We start from the raw sequence: 13,653 nt of genomic DNA on the forward strand, positions 1-13,653 counted from the left end.
TATGAAACAAGTATTAGAAGTTATGGGAATGGTTTGTCCTTTCCCTTTAGTAGAAGCAAAAGAAGCTATCGCTGAATTAAACTCAGGTGACGAGCTTGTAATTGAGTTCGATTGTACACAGGCTACTGAAAGCATCCCTCGTTGGGCAGCAGAAGAAGGACACAACATCACTAACTACGAACAGCTAAGTGATGCAGCTTGGACAATTACAGTTAAAAAGAAATAATATATTAGGGGATCCAGACACTAGTCAGGATCCCTTTTTTTCTTTTATGCTCCTAATATTACTTGGTCAAAACTAAACAGGGCCTCATTAATCTCGAATATATTATAGTTTTCTTGTTGGATAAAATACTCAATAATAACATCAAATTTATGACTTCTAGATAGCGTATAGCCTGCTTTTCCTAGTAGTTCATTTGTTTCTTTTAGATCTAATTGTAGAGCAATAGCAAAGGCAACTACAGTTTTCTTTAATGGGGTATAATCTTTGTTATTTCTGATTTTAGAAAACAGACGACGATCAATATTCGCTCTTTTGTATACTGCCACATCACTCATACCCTTCGCGTCTATGTAGCAAAGAAGCGTCTCGGAGAAGGACTTATCCATATGCTCTACCATTTCCTCTAGAGTCTGATTGGATTGCACCTCCATTAAATCTTCTTGTAGATACCTTTCCCTTCTATTCCTCCCGAAGCTTAAATCCATCTCGTCTACATAATGCTCATCGATAAATTCTTCGATAGACCTAAACAGTTTCTCACTTAATTTAAACGCTTTTTTATCAAACACAACGATATAAACAAGCATTTCATGTTTCATTAAGAAGGAACTTATCGTAGAAATTGCAACTTGTAGTGCCTGCTCCTTTGGATAACCGTATATACCGGAAGAAATTAAAGGGAAAGCAATAGATTCACATCCATATGATGAAGCTAAATCCAATGAGTTTTTGTAGCATGCCTTTAGTAGCTCCTCTTCTTTATTTGAACCACCTTCCCATACTGGTCCTACTGTATGAATAATATATTTAGCTTTTAATTGAAAGGCTTCGGTCATTACAGCTTCGCCTGTTGGACAACTCCCTAGATTATTACAAGCCTCTTGTAGCTTCGTCGATCCAGCCTCCTGAAAAATCGCTCCGCAGACACCACCACCCATTTGTAGCTCCCGATTTGCTGCGTTAACAATAGCATCTACATGCATTTTCGTAATATCGTTTCGAACGATTTCTAATGGCATACTCTCTATCCCCTTTCCCTCACGGTCATTTTCTATTAAGTTAAATGATAGACAAAACAGAACAAGTTGAAAAGTATGACATATTTTTTTATTTTATTGCAACTTTTTAAATACTCCATACGAGGATAAAGTGAAAGGTGGGAAGAAATGGACATTGAAATGCTTTATTCACAGTATGTGAACGATATTTATCGTTACATCTATTCTCTGTGCAAAAATAAAGCTATCGCAGAGGACTTAATGCAGGACACGTTTTATAAAGCCCACATCGCTTTACTTTCCAATGAAATTAGAGATATCAAGCCGTGGTTATTTAAAGTGGCCTACTATACATTTATAGATTACATACGGAAGGAAAACCACACACAGCCTTCTAACAATATTGAAACCCAAACTATAGTTACCCCCGAGACAGTTGTATTGGAGGAAGAATCATACCGAGCGCTCTTAAAGTTATTGGATCAGTTATCTCCATATGAAAAGCAGGCAATAATGCTTTGTGACGTACATGAATGCACTTATGAGCAGGCAGCTAATATATTAGACTTGAAATTAAATACAGTGAAGAGCCATTTACTTCGTGGGAGAAAGAAAATGAGGTTGTTACTGACAAAGGAGGAAACGAAAAATGGATGAATATGAGAAATTACTTGCGAACTCCAAAAGAGATTGGGAGAATGCAACTGATACAAATAAATTACAAAAATCTATGAGAAGAAGTATTTCTTCATCTAGGTGGAAATTGATTCTTGCAACCCTTACGACTGGATTACTCATTGTGCCAATCAGTTATCTTTTAACCTTTATCTACTATGCATTTGGTACAAGCTCTACAACACTAATGGATGTTGCGAGCAACACATTATACGTGACGGAACCCAACACTTCACTAGAGGAAATGGAATTTGACATGGAATTTACCCCCTTTTCTATGAAGCTAGGATTCGACCAGTATAAACGTATCGGAGAAGAGGATTATATAGCGAACACTTACAACTTACAATTTACGCTAGGTAGCCTTTCTAAAAAAGAAGTGGATACATCTCTTGAGAGAGTAGGTGCTAAACATCCTACAGAAACAAATCCTTGGCTGACCCACCCAGATAATCGCAATGAAATTGATAATTCTCGTGAATGGAAGGTTCTCGAAGGCTTACCTGATGAAACAGTAGCAGAGGCCTACATTTCGTTAAACGATGTAGTAGATGTAGAAGAAATAGAAAAACTAATGCCTAATGTAGATATCGTGTGGGCAGCTATTGATACTGGTGTAGAAGACAAAAATTTAAGTAAGGATGGAGATGTTGTTTCTCCAATTGGTTATCCTATACAGCTTGATCAAACTTATTGGTCACCTTTTAGAGATGTGGCTTCCAATGAAGAAGCTTTTATCGATATTCTCCAGTTTATCGTTAAGCATGAAGAGTTAGCGACAGAAGTGTCTAGCGCTAAGAATTTAGCTCTATCTGAACGCATTGAATTTATAGAAAAAAATGGTGTGAAGACATACGCAGTAGTAGTGACAGGTCCAAAACAAGACCTGCTTGGATTAAAGGATCTAAGCGTTATACGGACATTAAAAATTGGTGAGGTGAAATTATGGAATTGGTCACATTAAAACGTTTCGATCGAATATTAAACATTGCAGGCTGGATTGGAATTTTAAGTGGATTGGCTGCTCTATTTTTTCTAAACATCGGGATTTTAACAAACTTTGCTATTGATATAAATAGCCTTTACTCAATTGCAGTTGGACTTACGATTATTTTAAGCGTTTTGGCTCTATTTTCAAGAACTAGCCGATCACTAGGTGTATGGGGTATTGGTTTGGGAGTATTTCTCATGCTATTTCAAACAGTTATTTTCTTTTTAGGCTGGATGGTTATCCCGTTTCCGTAAGAAATGCTAAACTAGTTTCATGAGGAGGGATTTAATATGCAGAAGCTACAATGGGAAAAGTCCTGGGACAAAGCAGTAGCTACCCAGGATCGAGAACAAATTGAACTCATTTTTCTGAAAACGAAAGACCTGATGATCGAGGATATTCTTTTCACTCCTATTCGAGAAGCAATCAATCATAAAAAAGAGTTTCTTGTAACTGTCCTGGTACATAATTTTACCGATCAGGAGCTCATCTTTGACCAGACTCGGTTAGTCTATGCCATTGGCAACGAGATAATGGCAAGACACCTATTCACAATACCGATGCTTATAATCCCTCCTAAAGCTAGTATGCCTTGGACATTTATATTTCCAGAAGGAAGTTATATCGCTGCAAGCTTTTTAGAAAATGGAAGATTACAAATACATTCTATTTAAAAAGGATGATTGTGACTTAAATCACGACCATCCTTTTCAATTATCTTCGTGAGTAGTTATTTCATACTCAAAATGGCTAACATTATCAAATCCTTTAACACGATATAAGAATCTTCCCATATGATCCTTGCCAGTTATATCTAAAATAACCACAATTTTTCTAGGATTGTACGAGGCTAGATAAGCGAGACTTACCTGTTCTTCTCTCATTTGGTTGTTGAGATACTTTAAATATAAGCTACGATCATTACCAACCTTATTTATAGCAGGAATATAAAGACTTCTACTCTCCTTAGGTTCCAAACTTCTGATACTACCTAAATCCTGGAAGAGTGGGTTAATAATAAAACTTAAATTGGTTAGTTCTTCATCACTTGAATTAGTCACCTCAATTGTCACGCCATCTTCGTAATGATAATATTCCCCCTGAAATAACCGTTCATTTAAATAGAGAGCTCCCCATACAAAGAGCACAAACGATATGAGAGCTACTAAAAGGATGTAAATTTTTTTCTTCAACAAGACCCTCCACTCTAGTTACATATCTTATATTTTTCTTTTAAGACAATTTTTTATAAGCTCGTCTCGTTGCATATTCTGAGCAGCCATAACAAAGTTTCAGCTTCTTTCCCTCTGGACTTTTAAACAAACGGTAAGGGCCTGCTTTTCTATGACAAATGGAGCATTTTGTAGAAAATATTTTAAACATTTTGTTCCTCCTAAAACTATATCTCTGTTAATCTCTTACTTTTACTTTTTCTACACCCTGTGTAATTTTTTAATGTTGTTTCTCCAAATAATCCAATAACCCCATAGCACCAACCTCGGTGTCAATTTGGATGATTTGATATACTTCATGGTCATCAGGAATCTCTTGCCCTCTTAAATGATCCTTTACTAATGCCTGAAGTCTTTTTGCCAGCTCCTCATGGTCTTTTTGTTCTCTTTTAACGTCCTTTGCCGTTTTCAAGAATAACGGAAGCCATTCAGAAACCTGCGCTAGTCCTGCTTCTACATCAGCAGTCATTCCAAAGTGACCATAGTAAATATAGCTTAGTTTCATATTTTGGAATCGCTCGATAGCTTTTTGCATCGCCTCTGGATTGAATTGATTTGGTGAAGTGGAAGGTAGCACTAGATCAACACCATCTTTAGCTAGCTGCTCGTAACGAACTCCAACCGTGTCTCCTGTAAACATGCCATTACTGACCGGATCATAAATGCCAAAATGATGATTGGCATGACCCGGAGTATCAAAGAAGGTCAGTGTACAATTTTCTCCAATCTGTAACGTTTCTCCTTCTGCCCTGGTTAACAGTCTTTCCTCTGGAATCGCAACAATAGGATCAAACAAGTCATCAAATTCTGAACCATATACTGCTCTTGCGCCTGCAATAAGTCGTTCAGGCTCAGCCAAATGTCTGGCACCCTTTGGATGCACAACTACTTTCGCATTAGGACATTCCTGCAATAACAGGCCTGCTCCCCCAGCATGATCTAGATGAATATGTGTCACAATAATATATTTAACCTCATCTAAGGAGAATCCCAGTTCCTGTAAACCTTCCTTCAAATGCTTGACCGAGGGACTTGGTCCTGTTTCCACTATTGTTAATTTCTCTTCCTGAATGACATATGTACCTGTTCTTTCTGTTAATCCCATATCATAACCATCGATTAAATATATTCTGTCATTCAGCTTTAATGGATATTTGTTTTTCATCTTACTTCCTCCTTTTTCACTCTTAATTGTCCATCGCGGAAACTAATGGCCACATTCTAACCTCCATACTTTTTGAATAATGTAGGACTGGCTCATCGCCTTCCACTTGGATTCCCTGCTCGGAAAGCATGGTATTTACTCGAATTTCCGCCTCCGCCTGCTGTAATGGCCACTTCCTATGAAGTATGTCACAACGGAGTGGCTCCCCTTTTTTACTTAACGTATATAAGCAATAGCGCTCTGTCAGCCACTCCTCAAAACTGCCTTCTTCTGCATAGAATGGTTGGGAGATAGGACGGTAACTGCATTCTAGCTTTGCATTTACACCATGTCGCCGCTTGCTTGAATATTCGATGGTCGATTGGCTTCTAACTACCTTCATATCTGCATGCATATAAGGTAAATGGTATACCGTTTGGGCCACCTTCACGGCAAGTAAATTTTCCGCATCCAAACTAAAGAAAAACACGCCTGGCTTTCCATTTATCGTGACATAAGTTCGAACATTCAACTCAGCAAAACGATCGGTCCCAGGAACTCTTGGTGTTCCACGCAGCCTAATGTTTGTCATATGGAAAGGAACGACGCCAATCCAACCTTTGCCATTAAACGAATCTAAAGGCAGTACGTCAGGTACGATTTTTCGTAAAACATTTAGATCAATAGGATAATGTACAAACAACAGGTCATTCCATGTCTGGGTCATCGTCCAAGGTAGTTTAGGGAGTGGCCAGGACCGGTGACTAGCATCCCATTTATCTTTTTTGTCCTCCATAGCTTTACTCCTTTTCTTTTACAATGTCTATTATCTCCATTGGCTGTTTTAACTTAGGAAATCCGTAGAGTTGATCGCTTACGCTAGACGGTAAAAACCATGTAGCCTGGTAAGGTCTCATCCCCACCTCAATTGCTCCCCTTAGCTCATCGGAACCCCCATCTCCTATAAATAAACAATGCTTAGGATGCACATTTAGATTGTTGCAGGCAATTAGGTAGATTGCTGGATTTGGTTTACGCTCTCTCACTTGGTAAGAGAATACTACGTCATCAAAATAAGACGGCAACAAACACTTATTCCAGGCTTCTACCTCCTCTGAAGTACAATTACTAATAAGTCCAATTTTAATATCCAAGGCTTTAAGATTTTCTATCATTTTTATAATAGATTCATCAATATTCTCAAAGGCGACCGACTTAACAAATACCCTTTGCTCATGTATTATTTTGATGGCCTGTTCATCAATTGGTAGGCCGTTTTCTTTTAATGTTTCTCTTAAAACAGTAGGATGATCGAGATAAGTTCCGTCCATTCTTTCATTAACTCTCGCATGCCATTCTCTTTTATAGAGCGATTCCTCCAATCCAAGAGATTCTACAGAGTAGCTTGCTTTCTTACCTCCCTCTTTCCATTCCGTAATAAGTGTCTCAAACAAATCAAAAAACACCGCTTGAATCAAAAAGGTCACCCCTAAATTTTGTGAGTTACAGGTAACCTTCTACAGATTATAAGCAAAAACCTTCCTACTGGGAGATTTGAGGCCAATTATTTTGAATTTACAATGCATTCCTTTAGGGTATATATATAGTTGATTTAATGAAAAGGAGATGTTACTTAATGGGAAATACTTCTATGTTTGATTCATACACATTACCATCTGGCGTTACATTAAAAAATCGAATTTTAATGGCTCCAATGACAACTTATTCATCCGAGAAAAATGGCGATATATCAGATGACGAACTAATCTATTATGCTCGACGTGCTAAAAGTGGAATCGGGGCAGTTATTACAGCGTGTGCTTATGCAGAGCCACTTGGTGCTGGATTCGAATACTCAATAGGTGCTGAATCTGACGATAGAATTCCTAGTCTGAAAAAGCTAGCAAATGCTATTAAAGACAATGGAGCAAAGGCTATACTACAAATCTTCCATGCCGGGCGACAATCGAATTCGAAGGTGTTAAATGGTGAACAGCCTGTATCTGCCAGTGCTGTTGCTGCTCCACGCGACAATGCAGAATTGCCACGCGAAATGACAGCAGAAGAAATTGAAAAAACAATTGCTTCTTTTAAAGAAGCAACGCGAAGAGCTATTGAGGCAGGATTTGATGGAGTAGAAATCCATGGGGCGAACACTTACTTAATCCACCAGTTCTTCTCTCCACACTCAAATCGTAGAACAGACAAATGGGGCGGAAGCTTAGAAAAGCGCATGAAATTCCCGCTAGCAATTGTTGAGGCTGTTCAGACGGCAGCTAAACAGTATTCAACAGAGCCATTCATAATAGGATATCGTTTTTCACCAGAGGAGTATCAGGATCCTGGATTTACAATGGAAGATTCTTTGGAGCTTGTACATGTTTTATCTGAGAAAAATCTAGATTATATTCACGTTTCCCTTGGACATTTCTTTGGTTCCTCTAATCGTGATGAAAACGATACTACTCCACGCATTAAACTTATCCAGGAAGCAATTGGAGACAAAGTTCCTGTAATCGGCGTTGGTACTTTGGAAACTAGAGAGGACGTTGAAAAAGCATTAGAGGTGACTCCCCTTGTTGCGATTGGGCGTGCACTAGTAACTGACCCTGAATGGTTTTCAAAACTGGAAAAAGGAGAAGACGACACCATCTTCCCAGCTGTGTATGTAAGCAAAAAAGAGGAACTGGACATTCCAGATCCATTATGGGATAAAATTATGCAGGTTAAAGGTTGGTTTAAGGTTGCAGACTAACATTTAAAAACGGCTCCGGAGATTAATTCTCCGGAGCCATCATTTATCATCGCATATAAAACAAACCACCGCTAATAATCTCAATACCAACTCGAGCCGCATACTGCTCCTCGAGCGCCTTTTTCTCCATTTCGTAGCACTCTGGCTTCTCTTCTACACCTTCATAAAAGTATTCAAGTACCTCTAGGCTCTTTCGCCATCGTTCTTTTGCTTCTTCCGCCCATGTATGATCGTCGTTAGTAATAACACCGTCAATCACTGCATCTAACCGCTCTAAACCACGTAATGGCTTAATGATATAAGGCAGATTAAATACATTGTCTGGCATAGCCACATCAAAACTAATTTCTTTCATCGAATCGTGGAAATCCTCCCTAACAATTCCAGTCATTAAATTTAACCCCAAGGAAAAGAGTGTTTCCTTTGTCTGATCACTATAGTAGGTAATCTTATAATTGACCCCTAACCAAGGTGTAAATATGACTTGGGTATCACTTACTACCTTTTCATACATATGGACAAATGACCCGAGCTCCTGTGCCGCTCGGAACATTTGGTTAAGCCTGTTCGAACCAAAATGGATTATCTCTCCTTTTATATCCTCTTGCAGCTTCGTTTTGTCTGTAATGAATGTCAGCTGCATAGGACTCGACTCGGCACCAGTTGCTTCTACATATTGCCAATAATACGGTCGATTCATAAGCTTTTTATCCATCTCTTCGGTCAATTGAACGACCACGTAATGGTCGCTCTCACTTAATATCGGGCAATTATTTTCTTTAAAAAATTGAAGTAAAAAATCGTGAACTTGTTTTGGGTACATGCATACCCTCCTTCCATACCCTACCTGCACTATATTGTTTTTTTATAAGTCGTTAGAATATCGTCTAGTTTGCCGACTACCTTTTCAAATACATCGATTTTGGTGTAAAGCAAATCTAGAATATGCTGCTCAATCGTATCCTGAATAGCCAAATTATAGATGTGGACATCATGCTCTTGCCCTAATCTATGCACACGCCCAATTCGTTGCTCTAGCTTCATCGGGTTCCAAGGAAGATCATAGTTGATAACATGATGACAAAACTGGAGATTGATACCTTCTCCACCCGATTCGGTTGCTATTAGCACCTGTGCCTGCTCCTTGAACAAATGCTTCATCCAATCACGCTTGTTTTTGTTGAACTTTCCGTTAAATAAAACACTTGTAATTCCCTTCGTGCTTAAATACCATTGCAGATAAATTTGACTTGCACGGTATTCCGTAAAAATAATCACCTTGTCATTTGCTTCTGCAATAATCTCATAAGCTTTTTCTGCTTTAGAGTTAACTTCAAGAGACATGAGCTTCTGCATCACACTTTGCACATAAGCAACCTCTTCGCGGTTGGTACATTTCTCCACCATGTTATTAAGTGTTAAACAGGTTGCTTCCTTGCTGCTACACATTTCCTTTTGAAGTGTAATCATAGAAAAAGCACCAGAAAAAACAGAGGAAATATTCTTTAAATCGGAAATCATCTCATATGCTTCCTTTTCCTCTTTTGTAAATTCAATTGGAATTATATTCACCTTACGAGTTGTCCATTCAATTCCAGTATCCTGCCTTCTGTTTCTTACCATTACCTGATTCACCAGTTCCCTTAAATACTCATCATGCTCTAGGCTATGCTTGCTTGCAGAAAAAGACTCCTGGAATGTCTCATAATTACCCAAATGACCTGGCTTCAATAGAGAAATGAGATAAAATAATTCAAATACATCGTTTTGAACAGGCGTCGCTGTTAACAGCAAGCAGAATTTCTTTTTTAACCCTTGAACGAATTCATATATTTTCGTTTTATGATTTTTCAGCTTGTGCGCCTCGTCAATGATGATCATGTCATAATTTTGAGCATATATGAGTTCTTTATGCGGACTTTTTTTGGCTGTATCCATGCTCATAATGACAATGTCATTGTGGTCAAGGGAATAACTCTTTTTGTATGGGATGGCAGGTATATGAAATTTGAAATTCATCTCTTCCACCCATTGATTAATCAAAGATGCTGGCGCTAGTATTAGAGCCTTTTTAACAAGTCCCCGTACCATATATTCTTTCAATATTAAGCCTGCCTCAATCGTTTTACCCAGACCTACCTCGTCCGCTAAAATTGCTTTCCCATTCATACGTTCAATAACTGTCTGCGCCACCTCTAATTGATGGTTTAAAGCCTGAAGATTTGGCAAATACTTTGGAGACTGAAGTCCCGTAAACTCAGTTATTAAATTATTTTTTACTATGTCATAGCTCATATTATAGAGATTCCAATTATCCCATGACTCTTCATTTTCCAATCGTTTCGTTAAGCCTTCCCTCCAGGAAGACGATCTTTCGATCAACATAAAAAACACCTCACAGCAAATCATTTTTCTTAGATTGCCCAAATGTGAGGTGTGTATGATTTATTTTCGAGAATATAAAATATAAAGACTCTCAAAATGGAAAATTCATTCTTTAAGTAAACTATCTATCGAGTTTTCTCTTCCCTTTAAAGCTTCCCATATTCTATGTACTGTAAAGTTTTGAGCTAAAACGTTAGATCTTTTGGTTATCTCATCTGGATATCCAAGTATTTCTAGCAATTTTATAGCATTTCTTGAAATAGAAGGCCCATCATGAATTTTATAATCAAATTGTACTTCTCCACCTTCAACCTTTTCCCTAAAGTGATAATTATCATATATACTTTCCGCTATTTCGGTCAGCTCGATGTCATGGGTTGCCAACAAATTTATACCTTTATTTAGAGATAGCCACTCCATAATGGAGGCCGACGCTGCTATTCGTTCAATAGTGTTTGTCCCTTTTAGAATTTCATCTATAAACGAAATACAAGGTTTTCCTCCAGTTATGAGGCGAATAATTCGCTGTAATGATTTTATCTCAGCAATAAAATAGCTGTCACCATTCAACACATTATCCTGAACAGCCATAGAAGTTACGATATAACTAGGCTTCATAGTCCAGCTTTTTGCAATTGCTGTATTGATAGTTTGTGCTAGGATTGCATTAATAGCCACAGCTTTAATATATGTAGACTTCCCAGAAGCATTAGAGCCTGTGATAAGCGTAGACTTCCTTAAATGAGAAGAATTTAAAACTGGCTTTACTAGAAGAGGATGAGCCATTTTTTCAAATGTAAGTACCTCTTGGTCTGTAAAAGTAGGTGTACAGTATGTATCTAATGTATTACGGTAATAACTGACTGCTATTGCCGCATCAAGCTTTCCTACTAAAGTCCAAACTTCTTCATATTCCTTTTGGTGAGCAGAAATTGTTTTGAAAATCTTATTATAGGAAATAAAATCTAACAAAAAGAGGATACGCACGTATTCTAACAATAAATCAAACTCACCACTTCCTCCACTTCCTAAGGTTGCAATCCTGTTAAAGGTAACTACCTTTTTTAAAGGCTGAACACTTTTTTTTAGTCCATCTATATATGGCATTAGCATCAAATCTTTAAGAGAAGCTATTCGCTTACCAGCAAATATAATAGCAGCAGCATACCCCACCGAATGAAGGTTATTTTCTATCTTTGTCTTGTTTCGATAATAAATGATTCCATTTAAGATCAGTGAGCCTATAAAACTTATTATTCCATATTTAATACTTATAAATAGGAAAAGTAGAGAAGCTATGGGCAGAAGTGCAAGGATTACGTACATATAAGTTTTTTTTATTTCAATCTCTTTGAAGTCAAAGAAATAGGAAGATGAATTTGTATAGTTTTCTTTGCCAAGATCAGAAAGTATTAGAAGTATTTTTTCTCTCAAGTTTACGTTTTCTGTAAATAGTGAATACAATGCTTCATTGCTTTCTTTCTTGTTTGGGTCGATTGCTCGAAGCTCATTAAATAAGTATTCCTCCCCTACAGATGATTGAGTGTAATTTAGCTTTTTGAAAACCTCATTCATTCCTAAATCAGCCCACGTCAGCTCATCCACACCATCATAAACTTTCAATTGTTTTTTCTTATTAAACCAATAGGAGGATATGGAGTTCAAATCTGCTTCTGGCGAGGAAAATATACCAGAAGCCCATTCTTCTCTAAACTTCTTTAATTTCTTTCTTTCTCTAGTAAGTAAATGATAAGAAATGAAGGCAATTACCACGATTGCGATAATGAAAAATGTACTCATTAATAGCCCTCCTATTAAGACTGTTCAGACCTCAGCTTATTCACTTCATCTGTCCAAGCTTTAATTTTTTGATGGATGCGATTATATTCGTTTTCCACCGTCTGTTTTTTTGATTCACTTAAATCATCATTCCACTTGGATAATGTGTCTTTTCGTTCCTGCACCTTAGTTTGTAGTGCTTCTGCTTGTTGTGCTGATATTATTTCTTCCGTTTCCATCCATGTCACCATTTGACTCAATCGATTCCGTTCATTGGAAATGGCAAAAGAAAGGGAAAGCGAAATCTTACTAATATCATACTGCGCATTAGAAATAGCAAAACCATTAGGTGCATTTAATTGAATATAAGACACATCTAAGACACTTGGTATAACCCACTTTTCTTCGATACTTATATTCAATTCGTCGCTATTTTCAGCAGAAATATATTCTCCTTTTCCCGCTTCAGCTACAGCCTTTAATTGATCTTGACCTTTTTGGTCTACATTAAAGCCAATAATATTTACTTGACGGTTTTCATTTCCTTTAGCAAACTCTTCGGCCTCTTTAATAGGATCCCCGTCGCATGTCTCTGCTCCGTCACTAACAATATAAACAGTTAATGCACCTTCATAATTCTTACTTGCTTCATTTGCTGTTTTTATTGCGGCAGCTAATGGAGTCCATCCTTTTGCCGCGACATCATCAACTACAGGATCAAATTTATCCGTACTATAAGACTGCATTGGATAAATCTCATCTACCTTTGTACAAGAAAGCTCTTTATCTTTATCCTCCTGTGTACCTGCATGGCCATAGACAAAAAGAGAAACTTCACTAGAAGCTCCAATCGTCTTTGCAAAGCGCTTCATAGCAGTTTTTGCTATCCCCATCTTTTGTTTGCCATCTACGGACAATAGCATACTTGAACTTGCATCGAGTAATAGCATCGACTTTGGTGTAACTTCCTCATTACTTCCACCTGAGATTGTTTCTTTAGTAGGCTCAGGTAAATATGGTTCATTTAAAACGGCTACATAATTCATCTGTTTATCTAACAGATCACTATACACAGTGCTACCGAAATAATAGAGAAGCATTTTAAAAAATGTTTCCTCATCTTTTATCATGTCCGTAGTATTTTTAAGCTCTTCTTGTTCATCTAGTGTTAGCTCTCTTGCATCCTTTGGCCAACTGGATGTTTCGTGTTCAAAAGAATAGTCTAGTGAGAACAAACCTGGCTCAGAATTCTTCCATTCCTCTAAATTTGTCGGAATAATAATTTGTTCAATTGCGAGGAGTTTTTCTTTTTCAATGTTCTCCTCTTCTGTTACTATTTTTTGATTGTCATTTATTTTTTTATTTTCTTCACCTGCTTGGGATTCATTCGAGCAAGCTGATAGGAACAATACGAGCAATATAGTTAATAAAGTAAATAGTCGATTCATGAAATTCCTCCTTGCTTTTA

Annotated in this window: 15 protein-coding genes; 6 read left to right on the top strand and 9 right to left on the bottom strand. The window is 37.5% G+C overall.

The genetic code is table 11. The annotated features are described in order from the left end of the window. Nucleotide 1: 1 nt before the first annotated feature. On the top strand, nt 2–226 hold the full coding sequence (locus tag H9650_RS09070; protein ID WP_144538438.1) for a sulfurtransferase TusA family protein: 225 nt from the start codon (nt 2–4) through the stop codon (nt 224–226). A 44-nt stretch (nt 227–270) separates the two neighbouring features. Here H9650_RS09070 and H9650_RS09075 read toward each other — a convergent pair whose 3' ends face one another. Further along, the gene (locus H9650_RS09075; protein ID WP_151111594.1) at nt 271–1,245 is read right to left on the bottom strand and encodes a macro domain-containing protein; all 975 of its coding nucleotides are present in this window, start codon (nt 1,243–1,245) and stop codon (nt 271–273) included. Nucleotides 1,246–1,392: 147 nt separating this feature from the next. Between H9650_RS09075 and H9650_RS09080 the strand changes: the two genes are divergently transcribed. Genes H9650_RS09080 through H9650_RS09095 form a run of 4 tightly spaced genes read left to right on the top strand, consistent with a single transcriptional unit; the run spans nt 1,393 to nt 3,564 of the window. Further along, nucleotides 1,393–1,881, top strand: coding sequence for a sigma-70 family RNA polymerase sigma factor (locus H9650_RS09080; protein WP_144538437.1), 489 nt, complete (start codon nt 1,393–1,395; stop codon nt 1,879–1,881). Then, entirely contained in the window at nt 1,874–2,863 is a 990-nt protein-coding gene (locus H9650_RS09085; RefSeq protein WP_144538436.1) for an anti-sigma factor, read from the top strand. Before H9650_RS09080 ends, H9650_RS09085 begins: the two co-directional genes overlap by 8 nt. Then, complete coding sequence (locus tag H9650_RS09090; RefSeq protein ID WP_144538435.1) at nt 2,845–3,144, top strand: hypothetical protein; 300 nt, start codon at nt 2,845–2,847, stop codon at nt 3,142–3,144. Before H9650_RS09085 ends, H9650_RS09090 begins: the two co-directional genes overlap by 19 nt. Nucleotides 3,145–3,180: 36 nt before the next feature. Beyond that, the gene (locus H9650_RS09095) at nt 3,181–3,564 is read left to right on the top strand and encodes an SLAP domain-containing protein (RefSeq protein WP_151111596.1); all 384 of its coding nucleotides are present in this window, start codon (nt 3,181–3,183) and stop codon (nt 3,562–3,564) included. Between the two features lie 36 nt (nt 3,565–3,600). Here H9650_RS09095 and H9650_RS09100 read toward each other — a convergent pair whose 3' ends face one another. The 4 genes from H9650_RS09100 to H9650_RS09115 all read right to left on the bottom strand — a co-directional run bounded on the left by H9650_RS09100 (nt 3,601) and on the right by H9650_RS09115 (nt 6,744). Continuing rightward, nucleotides 3,601–4,083: a hypothetical protein gene (locus H9650_RS09100; protein WP_151111598.1), complete on the bottom strand. Its 483-nt coding sequence runs from the start codon at nt 4,081–4,083 to the stop codon at nt 3,601–3,603. Between the two features lie 259 nt (nt 4,084–4,342). Then, nucleotides 4,343–5,287: an MBL fold metallo-hydrolase gene (locus tag H9650_RS09105; RefSeq protein WP_191697020.1), complete on the bottom strand. Its 945-nt coding sequence runs from the start codon at nt 5,285–5,287 to the stop codon at nt 4,343–4,345. A gap of 22 nt (nt 5,288–5,309) precedes the next feature. Then, nucleotides 5,310–6,062: a YqjF family protein gene (locus H9650_RS09110; protein ID WP_151111602.1), complete on the bottom strand. Its 753-nt coding sequence runs from the start codon at nt 6,060–6,062 to the stop codon at nt 5,310–5,312. A gap of 4 nt (nt 6,063–6,066) precedes the next feature. Then, nucleotides 6,067–6,744 (bottom strand): HAD family hydrolase, encoded by a 678-nt coding sequence (locus H9650_RS09115; protein WP_191697021.1) that lies wholly within the window; start codon nt 6,742–6,744, stop codon nt 6,067–6,069. Nucleotides 6,745–6,902: 158 nt separating this feature from the next. Here H9650_RS09115 and H9650_RS09120 point away from each other — a divergent pair, with 158 nt between their 5' ends. Further along, the gene (locus tag H9650_RS09120; protein ID WP_191697022.1) at nt 6,903–8,021 is read left to right on the top strand and encodes an NADH-dependent flavin oxidoreductase; all 1,119 of its coding nucleotides are present in this window, start codon (nt 6,903–6,905) and stop codon (nt 8,019–8,021) included. A gap of 46 nt (nt 8,022–8,067) precedes the next feature. Here the strand turns inward: H9650_RS09120 and H9650_RS09125 are convergent, their stop codons facing one another. The 4 genes from H9650_RS09125 to H9650_RS09140 all read right to left on the bottom strand — a co-directional run bounded on the left by H9650_RS09125 (nt 8,068) and on the right by H9650_RS09140 (nt 13,633). After that, nucleotides 8,068–8,844: a YqhG family protein gene (locus tag H9650_RS09125; protein ID WP_191697023.1), complete on the bottom strand. Its 777-nt coding sequence runs from the start codon at nt 8,842–8,844 to the stop codon at nt 8,068–8,070. A 29-nt stretch (nt 8,845–8,873) separates the two neighbouring features. Then, nucleotides 8,874–10,406 carry a DEAD/DEAH box helicase gene (locus tag H9650_RS09130; protein ID WP_191697024.1) on the bottom strand — a complete coding sequence of 511 codons (1,533 nt, stop codon included), beginning with the start codon at nt 10,404–10,406 and terminating at the stop codon, nt 8,874–8,876. Nucleotides 10,407–10,511: 105 nt separating this feature from the next. Then, nucleotides 10,512–12,206: a MutS-related protein gene (locus tag H9650_RS09135; RefSeq protein WP_191697025.1), complete on the bottom strand. Its 1,695-nt coding sequence runs from the start codon at nt 12,204–12,206 to the stop codon at nt 10,512–10,514. Nucleotides 12,207–12,220: 14 nt separating this feature from the next. After that, a complete protein-coding gene (locus tag H9650_RS09140; protein WP_144538425.1) occupies nt 12,221–13,633 on the bottom strand; it encodes a vWA domain-containing protein in 1,413 nt (470 codons plus the stop codon). Nucleotides 13,634–13,653: the final 20 nt, after the last annotated feature.

Source organism: Psychrobacillus faecigallinarum, assembly GCF_014836595.1.
GTDB lineage: Bacteria > Bacillota > Bacilli > Bacillales_A > Planococcaceae > Psychrobacillus > Psychrobacillus faecigallinarum.